The sequence below is a fragment of the Lactobacillus psittaci DSM 15354 genome, from assembly GCF_000425905.1.
Classification (GTDB): Bacteria; Bacillota; Bacilli; order Lactobacillales; family Lactobacillaceae; genus Lactobacillus; species Lactobacillus psittaci.
Genome location: NZ_KE384474.1, coordinates 17,134 through 41,272, shown reverse-complemented (window position 1 = coordinate 41,272; position 24,139 = coordinate 17,134). Strand labels below are relative to the sequence as shown.

18 protein-coding genes and 1 pseudogene are annotated in these 24,139 nt (G+C 36.9%); 1 reads left to right on the top strand and 18 read right to left on the bottom strand.

Translation table 11 applies throughout. The annotated features are described in order from the left end of the window. Positions 1 to 58: 58 nt before the first annotated feature. From tilS to pth, 6 genes are all read right to left on the bottom strand, one after another. Positions 59 to 1,297, bottom strand: coding sequence for a tRNA lysidine(34) synthetase TilS (gene tilS, locus H628_RS0106290; protein WP_027825699.1), 1,239 nt, complete (start codon positions 1,295 to 1,297; stop codon positions 59 to 61). A gap of 24 nt (positions 1,298 to 1,321) precedes the next feature. Then, positions 1,322 to 1,669: a S1 RNA-binding domain-containing protein gene (locus H628_RS0106285; protein ID WP_027825698.1), complete on the bottom strand. Its 348-nt coding sequence runs from the start codon at positions 1,667 to 1,669 to the stop codon at positions 1,322 to 1,324. Continuing rightward, positions 1,669 to 2,043, bottom strand: a complete 375-nt coding sequence (locus H628_RS0106280; RefSeq protein WP_027825697.1) for an FtsB family cell division protein — start codon at positions 2,041 to 2,043, stop codon at positions 1,669 to 1,671. The genes H628_RS0106285 and H628_RS0106280 overlap by 1 nt, the downstream gene beginning before the upstream one ends. Positions 2,044 to 2,110: 67 nt before the next feature. Continuing rightward, positions 2,111 to 2,353, bottom strand: a complete 243-nt coding sequence (locus H628_RS0106275) for an RNA-binding S4 domain-containing protein (protein WP_027825696.1) — start codon at positions 2,351 to 2,353, stop codon at positions 2,111 to 2,113. Positions 2,354 to 2,366: 13 nt separating this feature from the next. After that, positions 2,367 to 5,813 carry a transcription-repair coupling factor gene (mfd, locus tag H628_RS0106270; RefSeq protein WP_027825695.1) on the bottom strand — a complete coding sequence of 1,149 codons (3,447 nt, stop codon included), beginning with the start codon at positions 5,811 to 5,813 and terminating at the stop codon, positions 2,367 to 2,369. Next, complete coding sequence (gene pth / locus H628_RS0106265; protein ID WP_027825694.1) at positions 5,814 to 6,371, bottom strand: aminoacyl-tRNA hydrolase; 558 nt, start codon at positions 6,369 to 6,371, stop codon at positions 5,814 to 5,816. It lies immediately after the preceding gene. Positions 6,372 to 6,540: 169 nt separating this feature from the next. On the opposite strand from pth, the gene cbpA reads away from it, so the two are divergent. Beyond that, positions 6,541 to 7,227: a cyclic di-AMP binding protein CbpA gene (cbpA, locus tag H628_RS0106260; protein ID WP_027825693.1), complete on the top strand. Its 687-nt coding sequence runs from the start codon at positions 6,541 to 6,543 to the stop codon at positions 7,225 to 7,227. A 69-nt stretch (positions 7,228 to 7,296) separates the two neighbouring features. On the opposite strand, the gene alr is transcribed toward cbpA, so the two are convergent. From alr to H628_RS0106205, 12 genes and pseudogenes are all read right to left on the bottom strand, one after another. Then, a complete protein-coding gene (gene alr, locus H628_RS0106255) occupies positions 7,297 to 8,424 on the bottom strand; it encodes an alanine racemase (protein ID WP_027825692.1) in 1,128 nt (375 codons plus the stop codon). Then, positions 8,396 to 8,773: a holo-ACP synthase gene (gene acpS, locus H628_RS0106250; protein WP_027825691.1), complete on the bottom strand. Its 378-nt coding sequence runs from the start codon at positions 8,771 to 8,773 to the stop codon at positions 8,396 to 8,398. Before acpS ends, alr begins: the two co-directional genes overlap by 29 nt. A 69-nt stretch (positions 8,774 to 8,842) precedes the next feature. Further along, the gene (cshA, locus tag H628_RS0106245) at positions 8,843 to 10,306 is read right to left on the bottom strand and encodes a degradosome RNA helicase CshA (RefSeq protein ID WP_027825690.1); all 1,464 of its coding nucleotides are present in this window, start codon (positions 10,304 to 10,306) and stop codon (positions 8,843 to 8,845) included. A gap of 9 nt (positions 10,307 to 10,315) precedes the next feature. After that, complete coding sequence (locus H628_RS0106240; RefSeq protein WP_027825689.1) at positions 10,316 to 11,683, bottom strand: UDP-N-acetylmuramoyl-tripeptide--D-alanyl-D-alanine ligase; 1,368 nt, start codon at positions 11,681 to 11,683, stop codon at positions 10,316 to 10,318. Between the two features lie 98 nt (positions 11,684 to 11,781). After that, positions 11,782 to 12,039, bottom strand: a complete 258-nt coding sequence (locus H628_RS0106235) for a type B 50S ribosomal protein L31 (RefSeq protein WP_006585238.1) — start codon at positions 12,037 to 12,039, stop codon at positions 11,782 to 11,784. A 140-nt stretch (positions 12,040 to 12,179) separates the two neighbouring features. Continuing rightward, positions 12,180 to 13,448 (bottom strand): C40 family peptidase, encoded by a 1,269-nt coding sequence (locus H628_RS0106230; protein WP_081662461.1) that lies wholly within the window; start codon positions 13,446 to 13,448, stop codon positions 12,180 to 12,182. 98 nt (positions 13,449 to 13,546) lie between these two features. Continuing rightward, complete coding sequence (locus tag H628_RS0106225; RefSeq protein WP_027825687.1) at positions 13,547 to 14,044, bottom strand: DUF4145 domain-containing protein; 498 nt, start codon at positions 14,042 to 14,044, stop codon at positions 13,547 to 13,549. Further along, entirely contained in the window at positions 14,037 to 14,486 is a 450-nt protein-coding gene (locus H628_RS0106220) for an 8-oxo-dGTP diphosphatase (protein ID WP_027825686.1), read from the bottom strand. Before H628_RS0106220 ends, H628_RS0106225 begins: the two co-directional genes overlap by 8 nt. 90 nt (positions 14,487 to 14,576) lie before the next feature. Then, positions 14,577 to 21,563 carry a MiiA motif-containing surface protein gene (locus tag H628_RS0106215; RefSeq protein WP_027825685.1) on the bottom strand — a complete coding sequence of 2,329 codons (6,987 nt, stop codon included), beginning with the start codon at positions 21,561 to 21,563 and terminating at the stop codon, positions 14,577 to 14,579. A 105-nt stretch (positions 21,564 to 21,668) separates the two neighbouring features. Then, a pseudogene (locus H628_RS08055) lies at positions 21,669 to 21,749 on the bottom strand (YSIRK-type signal peptide-containing protein); the annotation flags it as partial. Between the two features lie 167 nt (positions 21,750 to 21,916). Further along, positions 21,917 to 23,152, bottom strand: coding sequence for an ABC transporter permease (locus tag H628_RS0106210; RefSeq protein ID WP_027825684.1), 1,236 nt, complete (start codon positions 23,150 to 23,152; stop codon positions 21,917 to 21,919). Further along, on the bottom strand, positions 23,149 to 24,054 hold the full coding sequence (locus H628_RS0106205) for an ABC transporter ATP-binding protein (RefSeq protein ID WP_027825683.1): 906 nt from the start codon (positions 24,052 to 24,054) through the stop codon (positions 23,149 to 23,151). The genes H628_RS0106210 and H628_RS0106205 overlap by 4 nt, the downstream gene beginning before the upstream one ends. Positions 24,055 to 24,139: the final 85 nt, after the last annotated feature.

Below are 24,139 nucleotides of genomic sequence, written 5' to 3'. Positions count from 1 at the left end.
ACGTAAGAAATTCTAACATAATTCTAGCCATCTACCTAATATTTTACTTTACTTAAAGCTAATTTAGTAGAAAAAGGTAGTAAGTAAGAAAATCTTTACTTTTTATTTGATTGCAATAACTATTTTCTACCCAAACAGGTACTCCTTGTGCAAAAAAAGTCAATGCCTGACTCCTAAGCAAAGCCGGAATTTGTGCTTGAGCAAAAAACTTCTTATTCTTAGCATGTTGTCCATTTTTTAAAAGAAGTTTTTCCGCTTTGATTGATCCAAAAGTCAGCTCTTTAGGGGCTGAAAATTTGGCAATTAAATTACCAGCTTCTCTATTTAAGCTTAACAAATACCTGCGTCCACTAAAAGAAAAAGGTCTTTCTAAAACAACTTTTTTTTGCGCTGTAAAATTAATTTCTGCTTGATTTATTAGATAATAATAATTCTGATATGCTATTAAACTAAAAGCTCCCGCAGTCAGTTCATCATTTAAATGACAGCGCTGATGATAATGACGATAGATTTGCAACTCGAAATAGCGTCGAATTGCTACTGAAGAAAAATCAGCCAGCTTATTTTTTTGAATTCGCCATTGTCCCAAAAAGGGTTCAAGTGGCAAGAGCTGACAAATTTTTTCGGCAAATTCATTGTTAACTTCTGCTTGCATAGCAAATCGACGCGTTTGGTCACTTAAATCTGGATTTTCCTGCTTTAGTTTTGGTACCACATAATGTCGCAGCCGATTTCTTAAAGTATCATCTTCAAAGTTGGTTTCATCGTCAATATATGGTAAATCACCAGCTTTAACATAAGCTAGTAATTCACTTTTTTGATAAAAAATTAATGGCCTCAAGATTGTTATCTTGCCCATTTTTCCTTTTAACTTAAGAGATGCCATTTCATTAATATCACCAGAGCGCAAAAGTTTAATTAAAATATTTTCTAAATAGTCATCACTATGGTGAGCAGTTAATAAATATTTTGCTTGCTTTTGCTGACAAACTCGCTTTAAAAATTCATATCTTGCAGTACGCGCTTTAGCCTCAATACCACTTTGAAGCGGACCATGTTGCCACTTTTCAGTTACCAATTCTAAATTGTACTTTTGGCAATATTCAGTTAGTAAACTAGTTTCTAAATAGCTTTGCGGTCTCAATTGATGATCAAAATGGGCCACCACTAGTTGATATTGGTCTTTCAACATATCAACTAATGCCATCGAATCTGGACCTCCACTTACTGCTACTACCAGTTTTTCTCTAGTCAAATCCAACTGCATTAAGTTTAAAAATTGATCTAGTTTATTCATAATCTTTCTTCAAAAAAAGACGACCTAAAGGTCATCTTTTAGCTTTTTAATCTCTGACTGGCTTTGTTCAACTAAATTGGCCAGGGTAGTTTCAAAATCACTAGCTGCCAAGTCACTAAACTGGTTAGTTGGATCTACCAAGTCGCTATCGTTGACTCGCTTAAGTGATAAAGCTACTTTATGCTTTTCAAGCTTAGTAATAACTACCCGAACTTCTTGTCCAATTTGAAAATGGCCTTTTTCTCGCTCCCAGTTTGCACCAAAATCACTTTCATGTACAAGCCCAGAAACACCATTTAAACTCACAAAGAGACCATAATCCACAATATTATTAATCTTACCAGTAACTCTTTGTCCTAGTTGATATTTCATTAATTCTTTGAATTCTCCGGAACGTTATAAATTTCTTCGCCCTTCTTTGAATAATAGAAGCGATAACGAATTAACTTAGCAACATAATCAGGATCTTTTAAATTATCTCGCTGATTAGTCAATTTCTTGTTAACTTTCTTTTGTTTCACGAGGGCTGCCTTAGTTGCTACAATTTGACCCTTAATTCGATGAGTAGTTGACAGATTAATTGCAAGCTGAACTCCAAATATAACTACAATTAAAAGAAACAGAGCTAAATAGCGATTACGTCGCACCCGATGAACTTCTTTAATATAACGATTTCGAATGCGCTTAGCCTTAAGTAGCTGTTCTTGACGACTCATTGAATTATATAAATGTGGTCGATTCTGCATCTTGCATCCCTCCTTAATTAAACTAATAAATCTAAGCTAAGTATAGCAACTTCAAGACTAAAAGTCATTAATCAATTAACTCGTATAATTCACTCGCTTCATTTTTCTTAGTAGTTTCTCTGATATTTAAGACTTTAGCTTTAATTTGTCTGGTACCATAACCGACTACGATAATGTCATCTAGCTTAACATCATAACTAGATTTGACTACACGACCATTAACTTCGATTCGACCTTGGTCAGCCATTTCTTTAGCGACAGTTCTCCGCTTTACTAAACGTGATACTTTTAAAAATTTATCTAATCTCATCTTCTTTTCCTTTCTAATGCTCTATTAACTCACCTGCTGCATCGACAAAGGTAGTTAATTCCTTGAATAAAATCCGCAAGTTAACCTGACTAGCGTCCAAACTTACAACCAAGTGGCCAAATGCTTCTGCCACTTTCGCACGTAATGACACGTGTTCTAATGCCTTAAAGACGTTAGGACCTTTTAGATGGGAACTTGCAGCTGAATTAAATTCAATTTTTATAATTTGCTTAGTCTTAATAATTTTATCAATACCAGCACAATCTGCTACTAATTTTAATTTTGCTAAATCGAGCAAAGTTTCAACAGCTTTAGGATAATCACCAAAACGATCAAGCAATTCATCTTCAATTGCTTGAATTTGTTCATCACTAGCAACTTGCTTGATTTTTTTATAAAATTCAATCTTTTGCTCTTGGTCACTAATGTACTCATCAGGAATATAAGCTTCAAGGCCTAACTCAATTTCGCTATTACTCTTAGGTTTAGCTTTTTTACCTTTGCGAGCTTTAATTGCATCATCTAGCATCTGAGCGTAGAGGTCATAACCAACACTATCAATAAAGCCATGCTGCTCTTTGCCTAGCATATTTCCAGCTCCACGAATTGAGAGATCTCGCATTGCAATCTTAAAGCCACTACCTAATTCAGTGAAGTCACGAATAGCTTCTAGGCGCTTTTCCCCAACTTCGGTCAAAACCTTATTAGGGGCATATAAGAAGTAAGCATACGCTAATCTGGCACTCCGGCCAATTCGGCCACGCAGCTGGTAAAGCTGACTTAAACCATAGTGGTCTGCATTTTCAATGATTAAGGTATTAACATTTGGCATATCAATGCCAGTTTCAATGATGGTCGTTGTTACCAAAATATCAAATTCTTTATTTAAAAAGCGATAAAGAATATCTGACATTTGATTTTCTGTCATTCGGCCGTGAATTGCCTCAATCTTAGCTTCTGGAAGCAACTGCTCAAGTTCCATCACCTTATCATCAATATCGTCAATTCGGTTGTGTAAATAAAATATTTGGCCATCTCGTTCCATTTCACGTAAACAAGCTTGTCGAACAACACTTGGAACTTGTTCAGTCACATAAGTTTGAACAGGATACCGGTTAACTGGTGGTGTTTCCATGACTGATAAATCACGCACGCCCACCATCGACATATGCAATGTCCGCGGAATTGGCGTTGCGGTTAGGGTTAAAACGTCAACATTATTCTTTAATTCCTTGAGTCGTTCTTTATGCTTAACGCCAAACCGCTGTTCCTCATCGATAATTAACAAGCCCAAGTCCTTAAAAACGACATCTTTACTTAATAACCGATGCGTACCAACAACTAAATCAATTTTACCTTCCTCGAGCTGCTCGCAGATTTCTTTACTTTCTTTATTTGTTTGAAAACGTGACAGTAATGCAACATTAACTGGGAAGTCCTTAAAACGCTCGCTAATATTATCAAAGTGTTGCTGAGCCAAAATGGTAGTTGGAACTAAAAAGGCTACTTGTTTCCCATCCTGAATCGCCTTAAAGGCTGCTCTAATCGCAACTTCAGTCTTACCAAAGCCAACATCCCCAACTAACAATCGATCCATTGCTCGTGGCTTTTCCATATCACGCTTGATTTCTTCACTCGAGCGTTCTTGATCAGGTGTTGGTACATATGGAAATGCAGCCTCAAACTCTCTTTGCAAGTCATTGTCTTTAGAAAAGGCAAAACCCTTTTCACTTTCACGAGCAGCATATAATTTAATCAAATCATCAGCAATATCTTCGACTTTACTTTGGACTGAACGCTTAGTCTTTGCCCATTGACTACCACCTAACTTATTAATATGTGGTCTTTTACCTTCTGATGCAACATATTTTTGAACCTGCGATAACTGATCTGCTGGTACAAATAATTGATCATGATGCTGATAAGTAATTGTAATATAATCTCGTTTTTGCCCATCGACTTCTAAGGTTTGGATGCCTTCAAAGCGTCCAATCCCATGATTAATATGGACAACATAGTCACCAGGTTTAAGATCATTATAGTTGCGCAAGCGCTGGGCGTTTTCTAAATTTAAAATTTTTCGTTTTTTATGAACAGTTTGATTAAATAATTCCCGTTCCGTCAAATACATCAAATTAACACTAGGTAAATAAAAACCTTGGTTAAATTGCCCAACAATAATTTGAGTTTGACCTACTTTTAAATTATCAGGTTTTACTTGTGGAAAATCCAAATCAAAATCAGCTAGATTTGACTGCATTTGCTTGGCTCTTTGCAAATTATCAGCTTGCAAGATTACAGTTAAGCCTTGCTTTTGATACTTATTTAGCTCGGTTTTAATCATTGGCATTTGACTAAAGAACTGCTCAGGGACTCGATTAGTCCAATTAAGTAATTGATCCAGGCGTAAGTTACCCATTCCTTTTTGAAAAAGCGAAAGATATAAGCGTGAATGTTGATCTTTTAAGACTTGCTTGAGGTCTAGTCGCAACTTTTGACCGGCAATTAGTTGATGATTGGCAACTTCTTCGGCTAAAAAGTCCGCATTTTGATCATCAATCATTTTGCCCTGCTTTTTAATTACCGGCCAGTCATAAAACATCACTAAGCCATCATCAGCAAGATAAGACAAAAGACTAACTTTTTTTTGTAATAAGAAATCAACTAAAAAGCTATAATTATCTGGTAAAATCCCCTTAGCTAGATCACCTAATTCACTTTCATCTACTCCAGCATCTTTGAGCTGATTATAAGCTCGTTTTAAGTCACTACTAGTAAAAATCCGGTCACTAGCCGGGGCAATATCAACTGTTGTTAAATCAGTTAAGCTTCGCTGAGTATTGACATCAAAATTTTTGACAGTATCAACTTCATCGCCAAAGAATTCTATTCGAACTGGATTTTCAAAATCTAAAGGATAGATATCTAAAATATCCCCCCTTTGTGAGAATTCTCCTGGTCGAGCAACCTGTGCTTCCTTGCGGTAGCCCAAATTAAATAAAGTTGTAGCTAATTTTTCAAATTCGACTTCTTCACCGTTAGTAAAGCTTAAACTTGTTTGACAATACTGCTCTTTAGGCGCTAATTCATACTGCAAGCCCTGCAAACAAGTAATAACAATTCCACTTTTCCCAGACGCCAAAAAAGTCAAAGCCTTAATGCGCTGACTTAATTCATCAGGTGAAGCTGTTGCCTTTTGCGTAGCAAGTGTTGGATCAACTGGAAAATAAGCTACCTGCTCTTCGTCCAAAATCCCACTCAAGTTATCTAAGACTTGTTCAGCCTTATTTTCATTTTCAAGGACTAAAATTAAAGACTTGTCTTGATTAACTAGTTGATTTACTAAAAGCGGTAAGCTACTTTCACTAATTCCTGTTAATAATGATTTCTCAACTTTATTTGTTTTGACTAAAAAAGCGCCCAATTCTTGATCTTGGGCGATAATTTCATTTAGATTCATTTAGTTATACTTATTCATCAAATAACCTGCATCTTTGCCACTAATGAAATCAGCAATAATGTCTTCACTAGTAGTAAAGGCTGTATCCATTAATTTTTGTTGTTCGGCATTAAATGGTGTTAAAACCCATGAAACGACAGTCGTATTCTCAGGATGACGAATACCAATTTTTAGGCGGTTAAACTTTTCTGTCCCCAAATCACGGATAATTGATTTAATTCCGTTATGGCCGCCACTTTTACCATTAGCACGAATTCTAATCTTGCCAATTGGCATATCCATATCATCTTGAATAATTAAAATATCACTTGGATCAATTTTGAAAAAGTTAGCTACTTGTGCAATTGAGCGTCCTGATTCATTCATATATGTCTGAGGTTCAAGCAAAATTACATCTTCACCAGCAATCTTTTCTTTAGTAAAGAGCCCTTCAAACTTATTTTGATTCAAGCTATAAGAATTATTTTTAATAAATTGATCTAAGCACATAAAACCAGTATTGTGCTTAGTTCGATCGTATTTTTTACCAGGATTACCTAATCCAGCAATTAATTTCATAATTAACCTAACTTTCTAAATTTTGTCTTTACTATTCTAGCACAAAGCAGCTGGCTTTTCTAAAGGGAAGCTTATTTAAGAATTTAAGCAAATCTCAAGCTTTAATTTTTATTTAATTAATTTGGTTGTGATATAATTATCTTAAAATATTTACTATGGAGGAAACCTCATGCTGATTAAGTCTTTAGTTTACAAAAAAGATTACCTAACTACAGTCAATGAAAAGGCTACTTTAGAAGAAGCACTTAAAGTTCTTGAAGATTCTGGTTACCGGTGTGTTCCAATCTTAGATGACAGCGGTACCATTTTTAGAGGTAATATCTACAAGATGCACATTTACCGTCACAAGTCACAAGGTGGCGATATGTCTTTACCAGTTACTCACTTACTTAAGAATGCAACTAAAACTATTAAGGTTGATTCACCATTTTTCAAAGTCTTCTTTACTATTAAAGACTTACCTTACATCACTGTTTTAGATGAAGATAACAAATTCTATGGTATTTTGACTCACAACCGTTTGCTTTCAATGTTAAGTGACGCATGGAACTTAGATTCTAGTTCCTATGTCTTAACTGTTTTATCTGATAATGATCGCGGCAACTTAATCAAGATGACCAAGATTATTTCTAAATACACTAACTTGTCTTCAGTTTTGACACTTGATGGTAATCTAGGGACTGCCGACTATGTTCGCCGGACTTTATTCACTTTACCAAATGGTGTTAGCGAAGACACTTTAAAGGCTATTGTTAACAAGCTTGAACGTAAAGGCTTTGTAGTAGCTGAAATTGAAGATCTTAAGACTGGAACTACTATTAGAAAAGACGAAGATCCAGATCAATTCAACTTCTAAGATTTATATTAACTAAAAGACCACCTAATCAATAATTAGGTGGCCTTTTTACTACATAAAAATTTTTGTTTATTCATGATAAGTTCTAGGCAAACGATCACTTAAAAGACAAGCTAATTCATAGTGAATCGTGTTAGTATAATCAGCTGCCCTTTTAATAAAGTTAGGATCTGCTTCTTGATCAGAATAAATAACTACTTTAGTACCAACTGGCTTTTTCTCTGGCAAAAGCACCATAAATTGGTCCATACAAATGCGCCCAACAATCGGACAAAAGTCTGATCCAACTTTAACTTTAAAGCCTGATAAAGCACGAATAATCCCATCAGCATAACCTACTGGAACAGTTCCAATCCATTGGTCCCCATCAGCAACAAATTCTGAACCATATCCTACACCATAACCTGCATGAATTTGCTTAACAAAAGATAATTCACTTTCTACACTTAAAGCTGGCTTTAGTTCAATATGACTAGCTAAATCTGCTGAATCTGGGTTAGATGAAGGATTTAAACCATATAAGCCAATCCCGAAGCGAACTATATCTGACTTAATATCCTTATCAAAGATACTAGCAGCAGTATTAGCAATGTGAATCCACTTAGGCTTAACTGTTAGTAGTTCTTTCAAGTGATTGAATCGCTTCACTTGGTAGTTAAAGTAACTTTCATCGCTACTGTCTGCACTAGCAAAGTGTGCAAACATCCCTTCAACGAAGAAATTAGGGTTATCTTTTAATAACTTATTAGCAACAATGAATTCATGATCTTCACTAAAACCGATTCTTCCCATTCCAGAGTCAATTGCTAAATGAATCTTCAATACTTGATTTTTATTCGCTAAGGCTTTTTGGGCAGATTCAAGCCACTCAAGGCTAGGCGCAGCTAAAGAAATGTTGTGAGCGGCTGCAAGTGGAGCTTCATTGGCTGGGGTAATTCCTAATACCAAGATTGGTTCAACAATACTGGCATCACGTAACTCAATTGCTTCATCAAGTGTTGCAACACAAAAGCCACTTGCCCCAGATCTTGCAGCTAGCTTTGCCACTTTAACTGCTCCATGACCATAAGCATTAGCCTTTACAACTGCAAATAACTTTTGACCTGGTTTTAAATGTGCTAATTCAGCTTTTAAATTATCTTTGATTGCTCGCAAATTAACCTTCACTTCAGCGGGCCGATGAATTGCTGGTACCATCAAAATCCTCCAATACTACAAAGGTGACACAAGTATCTAAATCATGACTTATACTTACTAAAATTTTACCATGATACAAAGTGCTTGTAGTTATGGGCCTGCCATTTGCTGCAGGTAAGGTTTCAACATCTTGAAATTTAACTTTGCCTAAGCCCGTACCCCAAGCTTTGGCAAAAGACTCCTTAACTGAAAAGCGGCCAGCTAAAAATTCTACTTGTCTTCTTCCAGAAAGTTTTTGATAGATATCAAATTCTTTTTTTGTCAAAACTTTTTTTGCAAATGAGACTTGATTTGTCATTTTGGTAAATCGACTTAAGTGGGTAATATCAGTCCCAATTCCTCGAAGCATTTTGCCACCTTCTTTGTTACTATTATACAAAAAACTGACCTTGATGCAGTATCAAAGTCAGTTTTTTAACTATTTATCACGATTTTTCTTTTTCTTGATTACGAAATCATGGTGTCGTTCTGAACGACGAGAATTATCGCGACGACGATAACGTTCATTACGATCTCCATGCTTAAAATTGCGACTTGAGTGATGACGACGGCGGTTATTACCCTTGTATGGTAATGGCTTTTCAGGGGTAATCTTAACTTTAATTTCTTCGGAATCTTTTGAAAGGTTCTTCAAAAATGCCGCAACTAAGTCAACAGCTGAATAGTTATCTAAAAGTTCACTTGCTGATTCAGTGTACTTAGTTAAATCACCACGCATTAAGTCTTCAATTTGCTTATGAGCAGCTGCAAGTTGTCCTTGTAAAGCTTGGTCATCTGTTGGTGGCCGAAGTGGTGACATCTTTTTCTTGGTTAAGTTTTCAATGGTTCTCATATAACCAATTTCATTTGGCGTCACGAAAGTAACTGAGATACCATTCTTGCCCGCACGACCAGTTCTACCGATGCGATGAACATATGAGTCAGGATCTTGTGGAATATCATAGTTATAAACGTGTGTTACCCCTGAGATATCAAGTCCACGAGCTGCAACGTCTGTTGCGACTAAAATATCAAGTTTACCTTCCTTAAAGCGGCGTAAAACGCTCATTCGCTTGGCTTGTGATAAATCACCATGAATACCTGCAGCATTGTAGCCACGTGCAACCAAGCCACGAGTTAACTCATCAACTCTGCGCTTAGTTCGACCAAAGACCACTGCTAAATCTGGTGCTTGAACATCAATCAAACGACACATAATATCGAATTTTTCAAATTCTTTTGCTCTAACAAAGTATTGGTCAATTAAGTCAGCAGTTAATTCTTTAGACTTAATTTGCACGATTTCAGGATCATGCATAAATTTTTCCCCAATACTTAAGATAGGCTTGGGCATTGTTGCACTAAAAAGTAAGGTATGTTCACGATTCTTAGCGTAAGTTAAGATACTTTCAATATCCTTAATGAAGCCCATATCAAGCATTTCATCAGCTTCATCCAAAACCACTGTCTTAATTTGGTCTAATTTTACTGTTTTACGCTTTAAGTGGTCCAAAATTCGACCTGGAGTACCCACTAAAATTGCTGGTGTTTGCTTCAAAGCTTTAATTTGACGGCCAATATCAGCCCCGCCATATACCACTTGAACTCTCGCTCTCTCATCTCGACCTAAGCGGTAAAGTTCTTCTTGGGTTTGAATAGCTAATTCTCTAGTTGGTTCAATTACTAAAGCTTGAATATGGTCATGACCCTTTTCAATTTTCTGTAAAATGGGTAAACCAAAGGCAGCTGTTTTACCAGTCCCAGTTTGTGCTTGGCCGATGACATCCTTACCTGCAAGGGCTAAAGGAATAGTCTTTTCCTGAATTGGTGTTGCCTCTTCAAACCCACTACGTTTAATTGCTTTTAATAAAGCATCATTTAAGCCTAATTCTGTAAACTTCACGAAATTCTCCTAAAGTAATCTGTCTAAAACTTTGTCTAAATGCATTCCATGAGAAGCTTTAAGCATCACAATGTCATTTTCGTGAATATCTGATAGTAAATCAGAAATCATTCTTGGCATCTGATCTTGTTCATAGTAATGCAAATTCTTAGCGTCGTATTTATCCTGGATTGCTTCTTTTAAGTTCTTCATTTCAGGTCCATATAAGTAAACTTCGTTAATTACTAATGGATCAAGCTTAGAAGCAAGAGAAGCATGAAGTTTAGGGCTAGCTTCACCTAATTCAAGCATATCACCCAAAACAGCAATTCTTCTGCCACCTTCTTTAACTTCAACTTGACCAAAACTAGTTAATACAGCCTTAGCAGCGGTTGGGTTAGAGTTATAGATATCATCCATAATATCTTCACCAACATCACCTTTGCGCCATTGCATCCGATTAGCAGTTGGTACAAATTCAGATAAACTTGAAGCAATTTCATCATCAGTTTCACCAAAGTGATGGCCCACACTAATGGCAGCTAATGCATTAGAAACGTTGTGCTTACCAATCATTGGGATTGAGAATTTTTGATCAGAAGAATTAGTTACAAAAGATGCATGGTGCATATAACTTCTAAATTCAGTTGCATAAATAGTATCATCACTCTTAAAACCGAAAGTAGTCTTACTTTGAGCTAATTTAGCTGCTCTTTCAGTTAGAAGTGGTTCATCGCCATTGTAGATTAAGACTCCATCTTCTTTTAAGAAATCAGTAATTTCCATCTTGGCATCTGCAATTTTGTCTCTAGTGCCAAAGAATTCGATGTGTGCTTCACCTATCATAGTAATTACACAAACATCTGGACGAACTAATTCACTCAAATGGTGCAATTGGCCCGCACGATCCATCCCCATTTCAAGCACTAAAATTTCAGTTGTTGGCTTCATTTCTAAGATTGTCATTGGAACACCAATTTCATTATTAAAATTGGCTTGCGTTTTATGCACGTTAAAACGCTTGGCAAGAACTGCAGCGCACATATCCTTGGTAGTAGTCTTACCATTTGAACCGGTAATACCAACAACAGTAGGATTTACCTTATTAAGGTAATACTTAGCTAGCGCTTGCATTGCAAGAAGCGTATCTTCGACTTCAACTACAGGGAAGTTTTCGGGCTTATTATCATGACCCTTTTCCCATAAAGCAGCAACTGCCCCATTTTCAATTGCTGAATTAATAAAATCGTGGCCATCACGTTCCCCTTTTAAAGGAACAAATAAAGCATTTTCATCAATCTTTCTTGAGTCAAACGTTACAGAACAAATGACTGGATTATCTTGACCTTCAATTGTTGTATTAAGCGCCTTAGCGATTTCCGCAAGTTGCATTTTCATACTTAAAAAACCTCTATAACTAAAAAATAATATGGACTAAGCCCAGTATCATAAGAAAAAAGCAGTCCGGTAAGGACTGCTTAATTGCAATGATACAATTATTTGTTTTCCTTTGATGAAAGACCGTACTTCTTGTTGAATTTTTCGATTCGGCCATCTGCTTGAGCAAACTTTTGCTTACCAGTGTAGAATGGGTGAGAATCTGAAGAAATTTCAACACGTACTAATGGATAAGTCTTACCTTCAAATTCAATTGTTTCTGATGGATTTAAAGTTGAACCTGCTAAAAACTTAGCACCAGTTGCTGAATCCATGAAAACAACTTGTTGATAATCTGGATGAATTCCTTGTTTCATGTTTTCTATTCTCCTTTGCCATAGTCATTCTTTCAGACCATAGATTAATACGACTAGATAAGAATACCATCTTTTCTAAATAAAAGCAATTATTTCGAGCAAAAAAGGCCCTCTATTGAGAGCCTTTTTATCATATTTTATTAAATAAATGGTCGCTTAATACCCGCAATAATTGAACGGTTTCTATCTCTTAATGCACCAACTCCAACTTTTGGTGGCCAGCTTTCAATAACATGGCCATTACCAACATAGAGTGCTACGTGCCAAATAGTTCTAGTACCTGGTTGGTAGTAGAAGACTAAATCTCCTCTTTGAATTTGTGAAAGAGGAACAGTCTTGAGTCTTGAATCTGCCCATAAGCGACGTGAATTCCATTCATTACCAGGAAATGCATGTTGAGTTGAAGAAATTGAAGTTGGGTTAATTCCACCAGCATATAATGCTTGTAAAACTAAGCCAGAACAGTCATTACCATATTCTGGGTTAGATGAAGCACCAACAATGTATGGCTTCCCCATGTATTTATATGCTTGATTGATCATTGCATTAATGTGATCAGCTCTTGAAGACATTTTACCTGCACCAAGTGGAGCAATGTAACTATCAATTGCAAACCAAGCATCTTTATTAAAGCCTAATTTCACCCAAGTATTTAGGTCAACTTTACCAGTTACAGGTAATCCATGACTAGCTTGGAATCTCTTAACAGCGTTAACAGTAGCCCAGTTGTAGTTAGCATAACCATTAAAAGTACCCAACTTACGCATTACATACCAAGTCTTAATCCCTTCATAGCCATAGCCGATTGTGTAACCAGGACTATAAATTGAAGGCTTAATTTGTTCATATTGAACTTGGTAGTATGGATTTGGATTTTGGAATCCAGCAGTGTAATCTGCTGGCAACCATTGACGATCTGAACCTAAACGATACATTTCACGGCCATTAATAGTTGCCTTGGCAAAATAGCGCCAACTTGACCCATTATAAACATATTGACTTTGGTAGTGGCCGTTACTATCAAGTAAGCAAACTCCGCCTTTGCCTTGATAATTTACATAAACAACACCACTAGCTTGTGAAGCTCCTGTTGCTTGAGCTTGATTACTCCCTGATGCACCAGAAATATCACTATAATCCGCAGGAATCCATTGACGGTCTGTACCTAAACGATACATTTCACGGCCATTAATAGTAGCTTTAGCAAAGTATCGCCATCTTGACCCATTATAAACATATTGGTTTTGGTAGCGACCATTTGAATCTAGTAAAGCCACTCCACCTTTACCATTATATTTAACGGAAAGAATCCCTTGATTGGTAGTATCTGCAGCGTGAGTTACTCCAGCACTAACTCCCAAAAGACCTGCAATAACTGCAGCGCAGCTAGCTATCTTTTTAAAATTCATACATATTTCCTCCCCAATATAGCTCTTTAAAGCTTAATGTAATTATACTAGCATCTGAATATATCGTAAATAATAAAAGGGGAAATATCTTTGCCCAATTAACTAGCTTGGCCCCATTTCAATAAAAACCAGATAAAAATAGCTAGCAAAATTGCTAATAAAACTTTCTCTAATATAAATGATCTTGCTGGTTTAGTCGTTAATTTGGCATATTCACGTAAAACTTTAAAGTAGTCATAAAAACACTTTTGACAAACCGCCTTGGTTGCTGCCAATTCATGGACCGCCTTATTACCAGCAGCTTTAACTTCATATAAAGTATTGATGCTATCTTGATTAATTCTACTATGGCGCAATAAGTTTATATTTTGACTAAAAGTTGTATCAGGCTTGATACTTTTTCGAAGTAGCCAATTTTCAGACAACTTTTCCGCTTCAGTTCGTAAATCGGCTAAAGCATGTTGATAATCTCCTTTTTTGGCTAAGCGCAAACTTTTGAGCAGTTGTTTTTGTTGCTTCATGATTAGCTCATCGCCAGTAAGCGTTTGATAGTAGTTGATTAGTTCTGAGAATTCAGGATAAGTAACTTTATTCATTCTTATAAGTCCACTGACCGTCTTTTAAATACCAACAGTTTTCGCTTAAATTGTCATTTTCAAAAATTTCTAGCATGCTAGCAAAACCATCAGCTAGTTGATAATTTTCTAAATCCTTGCGTTCAATCCAGAAAACTTCGCCTTCACGACTAGATTGTAATTTACCAGCAAAATGATTTGTTTTAAATAAAAAGACAATTGTCCGAATATCATCATCAAAAAATTGTTTAACGCCACAAATTTTTAAATCTTTAATATCTAGTCCAGTTTCTTCTTTTACTTCACGAACTGTCGAATTCACAATTGATTCGCCATGTTCAACATGTCCTCCTGGAAAAGTTACCCCAGGCCAATCTTTTTTGACGCGGTTTTCTACTAAAATTTTGCTACCATCATACACCATGCACATGTTGGTTAAGACAACTTTTTCACTGCGATCCATTAACTTACCTCCTGAATTAATTAAGTCCATTTTACCAAAAAAATACTCAGATGAATTACTTCACCTGAGTATTCTTGCTAGCTATTCAGCTTATTTTTCATGCTTTTTATTAAAGCTAAATAATGTAATTAATCCGGCAATTGCAATTCCAACAAAACCTAAAAGGCTTGCATCTTTAACACCAGTTTGTGGCAACTTCTTATTCGGAATTGCTACTGGTTTAGGTGCTTTGATTGTCTTTGCTGGTTTTGGCAAGTTGGTTGGAGTTACTTTAACTTCTGGCTTTGGAGCAACTTTAACTTCAACTGGCTTTCTATTATTAGTCAAGTTAGTCAAAGCTGTTTCAATTGCCGTCTTGGCTTCATTAATATCATTTTGACTAGCATTTGAATTATCAAGGACTGTTTGACCTTCCTTGATTGCATCATCATATACCTTTTGGGCACTTTCATTTGCGCCAGTGTAGTCGTTACCCTTGCGAGTATCAGGAGCTTTATCGACTAAGTCAGATAAACCGCTCTTATCAACACTTGGCTTAGATGGAGTAGTTGGAACTACTGGACTTGGGGTTGGGGCTGGGGTTGGGGCTGGCTTTACTCCTGCTAATTTATCAATTGCACTAAGTAAAGCATCTTTAGCAGTGTCAACTTCAGTTTGACTAGCATCGCTCTTAGTATTGACTGCTTTAGCATCGGCTAAAATCTTATCAAATGCTTGCTTATTGGCATCGGTTTCATAAGTGTATTTATCAGTAGTCTTAGCTTGTTCGGCCTTAGTAATAGCATCTACCAATCCACTCTTGTCAGCTTTTTCAACTGGCTTTTCTCCTGCCAATTTATCAATTGCACCAAGTAAAGCATCTTTAGCAGTATTAACTTCAGTTTGACTAGCATCTGTCTTGGCATTTACTGCTTTAGCATCGGCTAAAACCTTATCAAATGCTTGCTTGTTGGCATCAGTTTCATAAGTGTATTTATCAGTAGTCTTAGCTTGCTCGGCCTTAGTAATAGCATCTACCAATCCACTTTTATCTACTTCAACACCGTTTAATGCAGTCTTGGCATTCGTGATTTCAGTTACCAAGTTATCAACTTCAGTTTGATCAAGTTTAGTATCGCCAAGAGCTTGACTACCCTCGTTTACAGCAGTCTTGTATGCATCTTGTAATGGCTTATCAGCATTCTTAAATTTAACGCTTTCCATCACGTCATTTGCTTCATCAACTAAAGGCTTCAAAGCGTCAAATGATACATTACTAATCAAGTTAATCTTCTTCACACCAATTTGTGAACCATCTTCAAACTTAACTACTGCTTCATCCCCGCTAAAGGTAATATCAGTAGCCTTTGGGTTCTTAGCCTTGATAGCATCAATAATCTTTTGAGCATATGGATTAGTTGAATCTTCCAAATTGTCTTGATAGTAACTTGGAACCACTGTCTTATCTGGCATTGCAATCTTACTTGCTTCACTATCGCCAAAGCCGGCCATAGCTTTTTGCAAGGCATCGTTAGCATCGTTAACTTCTTTTTGAGTTGCGTTATCTTTCTTCAAAATGTTATCAGCATCACTATATGCCTTGTCAAAGGCCTCTTTAGCTGCAGCAGTACCTAGCTTGTAGCTATCGCCATCCTTTAATTCAGTGGCATTAGCATAAGTTGCCCGCAAACCTTCTTTATTAGTTTCTTCACCATTTAAGGCTGCTTTAGCCTTCGTGATATCGCTAACTGCTTGAGCAACATCTTCTTTAGTTGCACTATCGCTAGTTAAAATTTCTTGACCCCTATTAATTACTTGGTCGTAAGCGGTTTGCAAATCGCTGTCGGCATTGTAGTATTTAGCACTTGCTTTAATGGTGTCAGCTTCTTCTACCAATGGACGAAGAGCTGATTTATCAACATCAGTTACGGTCTTAGACTTATCTACGCTGATAGTTGAGCCATCTTTCATGGTTACAGTGGCATTACCTTCATTATCAACTTTAACTAAGTCGACATTGTCGTCAGCTTTCTTAACAGCAGCTTTAATTTGACTCTTGTAGTCGTCACTTAAGTTAGCTTGAGCACTCTTTGGCACTTCAACTGGGGTGATGTTGGCAAGATCAAGTGAACCAGCTTGACTATTTGCTAAAGCTTTAATTGCCTTATCTAATTCAGCATAAGCGGCATCAGTATCTTTTTGACTAGCTGAATCATTATCTAAGATGGCTTTAGCTTTATTAGTTGCTGCTTCTAAGTCAGTCTTAGCTTTGGCTGAAGCTTTAGCATAATCGTCACCTTGTTTAACACTTGGAACAGTTCCATAAAGTGTTCTAAGTTGTTCTTTATCAGTTTCAACTCCGTTTAATGCATCTTTAGCCTTATTAATCTTATCTACTTGCTCATCAATTTCTTCTTGACTGTCGCTATCGCGAGCAAGCATGTCTTGGCCATTCTTGATTTGCTCATTATAAGCATCTTGCAAAGCAGAATCTGCGTTGTAGTATTTAGCAGTAGCTTTAACCTTATCTGCATCATTAACCGCAGTATTTAAAGCAGATTTATCAACGTCTTTGACAGTTTGACTTGAAGTAAGTTTTGCAATTGAGCCATCAGTGAAGGTTACTGTTGCGCTACCATCAGTGTTAACAGTGACACCATTTTCAGCAATTTTACCTTCATTTGCTGTCTTAATAGCTGTTTGAATCTTTGCTACATAACCAGACTCTTCAGTGATATTGCTTTGAATGCTCTTTGGCACAGCGACTTGTTCAGGATTCTTCATTTGACTAGCTAAACTGTTAGCCAAATTGCTCATGGCTTCATCTAACTTAGTCTTAGCATCTGTTACTTCAGCTGCAGTAGCAGTAGCTTTATCTAAAATTTCTTTAGCATGGTTATAAGCTTCTTTAAACTTGGTCTTAGCATCCGTTGAAGCATTGTTGACTTGGTCAGTATCTTTAATTTCACTAGCTTCGTTATATTTAGCCTTTAATTGACTCTTATCAACACTAGTAGTGGTGTAATCATTTGAAATTACCGCCTTTGGACCGTCTTCGCCAAATTGAACCGTAGCGCTACCATCAGTATTAACAGTAACTATTGTTTCTGGGTTCTTAGCTAAAACTTCATCATGAATGCTAGAGCTTTCTTCAGGAGTTACGCTAGTTTTATCACCAACTGGGGTCTTTTCTACATCTTTATTAAGCTTAGAAGCTGCGCCTTCAACTTCAGTTAGCATCTTTTGGAAGCTAGTTTGAAGTGACTTAGCAGCATCGTCAATCTCTTTTTGGCTAGATTTTTCAGAATCAAAGACTGCTTGAGCATTAGTAATTGCAGTATCAAAGGCTGTTTGAGAAGCTTTTGAGGCATTCTTATAAGTATCACCAGTTGTTTTTTCATTATTTGCTGTCTGTAATGCATCCCTTAAAGCATCTTTGTTAGTGTCTTTAGTCGTCTTAGACTTATCGATTACCACAATCGTACCGTCAGCCAAGCTTACAGTAGCATTACCTTCATTATCAACACTGACTGTAGCATCTGAATTAGCTTCTTTGACAGCTGCTTCAATCTTGCCCTTTTCATTGTCATCTTCTTTAGTATATAAATCACGGCCGCGACCAACTGGGGTCTTGGTTGCAGGATCCTTAACCTTACTTGAAGCTGCCTTAATACTCTTAATAAGGTCACTCATAGCTTGTTCAAGTTCACTGGCAGCTTTATCAACATCTTCTTGAGAAGTTGGATTATCATTAGCAGTATTAGCTTTAGTTAATGCTGCTTGGAAGGCGGTCTTAGCTGCAGTAGTTGCACGATTATATTGCTCAGTGTTTCCTTGAAGTTCACCCGCATGCTCAATGTCTTTTTGCAAAACGCTCTTGTCAACTGCACGAACAGTGAACTTCTTATCAACTTTAACCTTTGAGCCATCTTTCATAGCCACTTCAGCATTACCTTGAGCATCGATTGTAGTATTAGCAACATCAACTAAAGTTTGGCCATCGTCACCTTTATTTCCTTCAGCAATCTTAGACTTAATAATCCCTTTTTCAGTTTCTGATACATTATCTAAGTCAATTACTGGAGTTAGGCCGAAACCATAGTTGAAGTTAACTTGGGCATCAGTTGCTGAACTTGCCAAGCCCTTGACCGCATCATTAATCCGCTTAGTTACGGCATCAATTTCGTCTTGGCTTGCCTTTTCATTACCATAAACGCTTTTACCAGCTTCGATGGCAGCGTCATATTCGTCACGAGCAGCTTGGGTTGCAGATTCATAAATCTTAATATCTTGACCATTGTAATTAACGGTTTGTTCAGTCTTGACATAATCTTCGGCGTCAAGTGCACTCTTTAAAGCGGTCTTATCAGTATCTTTAATGGTAAATTTACTATCAATTTTAGCCCTTGAGCCATCGCTAAATTTAACGTCAACACTACCATCATCATTGACAGTCACATCTGAAATATCAGAGCTGGTGTTCACTTCTTTAACTGCGGCTTTGACCTTGTCTTTTTCACTGCCATTCAAGTTATCTTTATCACCAACTGGAGTCTTCTTGACTGAGCTATTAACCTTGGCTGCGGCAGCATCAGAACTATCTTGTAAAGCTCGCTTAGCGTCTTCAATAATCTTAACCATATTGTTAACTTCAGTTTGAGTAGAACCGCTAGTGCCGTATAAGGTAGTACCTTGAGTAATAGCTTGATCATATGCAGCGCGAGCTTTATCAGAAGCAGTAGTGTAAGGTTCAGTTTGCTTATAATTTGGTGCCTCATCGATTAATGACTTCAAAGTCGTCTTATCAGTTTCATACCCATCAAGCATTTGCTTAGCAATCTTAATAGCGTTGGCTAAAGTATCTGCTTGATCTTGAGTTAAGGCTGGATTTGCTAGACCATCCATCCCATCTCCAAGCTTATTGTCATAATTGGATTGAGTACCTTCGCTAGCGTTTAAGTACTTACCAGAATTATGAATTGTTTCCTGTTCATCAATTAAAGCTTGCAATTCAGAGGTATCAACTTCTTTAGTAGTAACAGTTTTGTCATAAAACTTCTTGGAACCATCTTTGAAAACAACACTAGCATCCCCAGGATCATCGACAGTTACTGTAGCAACCATATCTGGGTTAGCGTTTTTAATTTCAGCTTCAACCTTACTCTTTAAGTTTCTAGTTAATTTCTTTTGGTAGTAGGCCTTTGGTACTGAAACTTTCTCTGGATCATTAGCATTAAATGCTTGGCTCTTTGAAAGTAAATCTTGAGCATCTTGAAGTTGCTTAGCTGCTGTATCAACTTGTTCTTGTGTCGCATTTTGATTGTCAAGTACTGCCTTGGCATCAGTTAAAGCTTGATCAAGGGCTGATTTACCATTAGTAGAACCATTAGTGTAGACCTGGCTTTCTTTAGTTGAGTTACCTCTTGCATATAGGTCTTGCAACTTTTGTTTATCAGTAGCCTTACCATCAAGGGCTTTTTTGGCATTAATAATAGCAGTAGTGGTAGTATCAACCAAGTCTTGGCTAGCAGTTTTATCTGCATTGATTGTATCGCCATTAGTTTTAGCATCATCGTAGTTCTTTTTCTTTTCAGAACTTGCGTTGTAGTATTGTGGCGTTTGCTTTGTTGCTTCATAGCCATTAATTTCAGTTTGTAATGCACTCTTATCAACATCTTTGGTCGTTTGATCTTTAGTTAAGCTTGCAGTTGACCCATCTTTGAAAGTAACTTTGACATTACCTTCACCATCTGGAACAACTAAATCTGCATTTTCATTTGCCTTCTTAACAGCATCCGTTACTTTACCCTTATATTCATCATTTAAGTTTCCTTGGTAAGCTTCAGGTACCGGTGTTTTTGAAGGCTCTTGAATATTTTTAGCTTGGCTATCACTTAATCCACTAATCGCATCATTTAATTCGCTAATGGCCTTATTAACTTCTTCTTGAGTAGCACCATCATCATTTAAAACATCTTTTGCCTTCTGAATAGCTAAATCAAGCTTTGACTTAGCATCATTTGAAGCGTTGTTATAATCGTCTTCTCCTTTCTTAGCTTCTGCTTTCTTAATTGCAGCATCCAAATCTGTCTTATCAGTTGCCTTACCATCAAGGGCGTCTTTTGCAGCCTTAATTTTGGCTACTTGAGCATCAATCTCTTCTTGAGTTGCGGAATCACTATCAAGTAACTTTTGACCATCTACTAAAGCTTGTTCATAAGCACTCTTCTTGCTACTATCAGCGTTAATGTAGTCGGTGCTACTCTTAGTTGAGTCGCCATCTTTAATTGCGGCATCAAGGGCAGATTTATCTACATCTTTGACAGTCTTGTCGCTTGGAATCTTGGTAGTAGTGCCATCAGAAGTTACGTCTGCATTACCTTGATCATCAACAGTTACAGTTGCGCCAGGGTTAACTGCTTCAACATTTTTCTTAATTTGTTCTTTGTATTCATCAGTTAATTTACCTTGAACAGCTTTTGGTACTGGGACTTTATCTTTAGGCTCTTTAGCTGAGTAAACAGATAGAGGGACATCTAAAGTTCTAGTGTAGGTAGCACCACCTTCACCGCGCATCCCCCAAGAACCGCTACCATTATAAATAACATTCAAATGAGCAGTCTTGTCTCCTGGAGTCTTGGTATCAGTGGTCTGCCATTCTATTTTCATTGCTCCTTTTTTAACTGTATTATAGTTGGCAATTACGGTTGAAGGATCAGGTAAGCTTTCACCAGGTTTAATGCTAATCCCCTTCTTAGCTGCTTCAGTTAATTCTGGAGCTTGGTAAACCTTGAAGTTGTTGTAGTTTACCCCGTTACCTAATTTAGATGAATATGAAGCTACAATTACCGTATTAGTCCCTTGGGTAATGTTATAATTCAAATCCACCAAAATTCTGCTAGGACTTTCTTTACTATAAATATAGTAAGTAAAGTTCTTAGAGCCATAGGGACTTAAAGTTAGCCCACTAATTGGAAGTGAATCAGTTTTGGTAGAAGTGCCATCTAAGTTAGGATAGGTAATTGTAATTGCACTTCCATCATTTAAATTAAGTGTTGAACCATCGGCAGAACTAATTCCCACATAACTAGTTGCCATTTGGGCTCCGGGAATATTCTGCTTACTGGTAAATAGTGATTCTCCACTACTTGTAGACTCTTCTGCTCTAACAACTGCAGAATTATGCTGGATATTGGTAATTCCCCAAATTAAAGTGGTAGAAAGTAAGACTGAACATAGTCCGATAGAAGTCTTCCTAAATGACCAATTTTGACGTTTTTTGATTTCTTGAAAATTATTTTTTATTTTTTAAAATTTCATAACTCTCACCTCATATGTATGAACTCCAATTAACCGCTTACACGCTTAGCATACCATGTTATTGACAGCGGTTCCACCAATATGCATGTGTAGGCCGTAGCAAAAAAGCTGGTCATTTTGACCAGCTTTTTCTATCCTCTTAAACGCTTAATTTTCTTAATAATACTGCCATCATCAGTTTGCAAAATCAGCTTTGGATAAGCTTTTCTGACAAAGTAAATGGCTAGTGCCAAAGTTACTACTGAAACTATCGTTGCAATCACTAACTCTGGCGTACCAGACACACCTTCTGCAATCCGGCCTGGCAAGATAAAACCTGAAAATAAAGGTAAACAGCTAATTACTTGAGCAAACATGCTATCTCCTCTGCTCAAGCTTGGCGCTGCAACCAAAGAAATAATTACCAGATACATGATTGGAGCAAGAACTTTTTGTAAATCTTCTACTCTATTAGCTAAGGCACCACAAAAGGCTGCGATGACAATTGATAATATCACTGAAAGTAGTAATAAGACCAAATTCCAGCTAAGAAGGTTGTTCATTACTTGCGAAATTAGTTCTTGATTACTCCTGAAAAAGCTTGCAAACATTTCAATTTTTGGCCCGGCAATAACTGCAACGCCTAGCAAAGCAACATATGCCAAGACATGAAGTAAAAATACTCCTAAAACTCCTAAAACTTTACCAACGAAGTAATCCCCACCACGCATGCTGGAGAAGATAATTTCCATAATCTTAGAGCCTTTTTCAGTGGCGATTTCTTGCGCCATCGTAGAAATATAAGTAAGTAAAATAAAGTAAGTTAGCCAGATAAAGACATTAGCAGCAATGCTCTTAGCTTGCTTAGCTGTTAAATCTGCCTGAGTAGCCTCTTTCGCTGAACCATTATGTTCGCTAATCTTTTCACTAAATTTTACACCCTGATTTAAAGTTTTCAGCTGTTTCGCTGTTAAACCAGCTGCTTGGATGTTAAGACTTTGTTGCAATTTTTGCAAGCTAGCCATTAAGTTAGCCTTATCTTCACTATCCATAGCTTCTTTTCCAAGCCAGGAAGCAGAGATTTGACCAGACTTTGAAACATCGACTTTGACATATCCTTTAATGTCCTCATCTGCTAAAGCTTTTTTAGCTGCAGCTTCAGATTTCACTTCAAAGTTACTAATATCTTTGACAACGGGAGCATAATTTTTACTAATAACGATGGCATTATCAACTTGATTATCACTACCACTTAGCTTCTGGCTAATAAAGATAACGCCAAAAAAAATTGCTATAAATATTACTGGAGCTAGAACTGACAAAATAAAGGTAATTCCTTTGGTCTGTCTAATAAAAGTTTCTTTTGTAACTAACCAAATCTTTTTCATTTTGCCGCCTCCATCTTAAATATTTGATCTAAAGTTGGTGCTTCTTGACTGAAGGTTTGAATATATTCTCCATGTGATAACAAGTCAAAAATTTCTGGGCCATATTTTTCATCTGTTAACTTAATTGCCCAGACTCCATCGTGGCGTTGCACAAATGATTCACAACCTGGCAAGCTTGCCACTTGCTCACGGTTTAAACCAGCTTTTTTAAGATAGAGATATTCTTTTGGATAGCTATCTCTAATTTCTTGAATTGTGCCATTTAAGACCAATTGCCCATGATTAATCATAACCACCTTATCGCAGAGCCGTTCAACATTATCCATATTATGGTCAGAAAAAATAACCGTAGCTCCACGCTTAGCCTGGTCTAAGATAATATCTTTCATCAAGTCGACATTAACGGGATCAAGTCCACTAAATGGTTCATCTAAAATCAAAATCTGAGGTTGATGAATCATCGTCGCAATCATTTGAATCTTCTGCTGGTTTCCTTTAGACAAAGACTTAATCTTATCACTCATCTTACCAACAACTTGCAGTTTCTCCATCCAAGCTGGCAAGGCAGCTTTAATATCGCTATTACTCATTCCTTTAAGACTAGCCAAATAGCGAACTTGCTCTAAAACTGTCAGTTTTGGCATCAAGCTTCGCTCTTCTGGCAAATAGCCAACAATATTGTAGTCCGCACTAGAAAAAACCTGACCGTTGAGTGTGATTTTGCCTTCGTAATCTAAGAAATGTAAAATTGAGTGAAACAAAGTAGTTTTACCAGAACCGTTCTTTCCGATTAAACCAGTAATTTGGCCAGGTTTACAATCAAAACTAATGCCCTTAAGAACTTCCTTAGTGCGGTAGCTTTTCTTAACTTGGTCAATTACCAAATGTGTTTGTTCAGCCATATTCTTCCCCTTCTTTCCATATATTTCTTTCTAGTTTAAGTTTAACAATAATGTAGCTGAAGGTGGTAATGATATCCATTACATG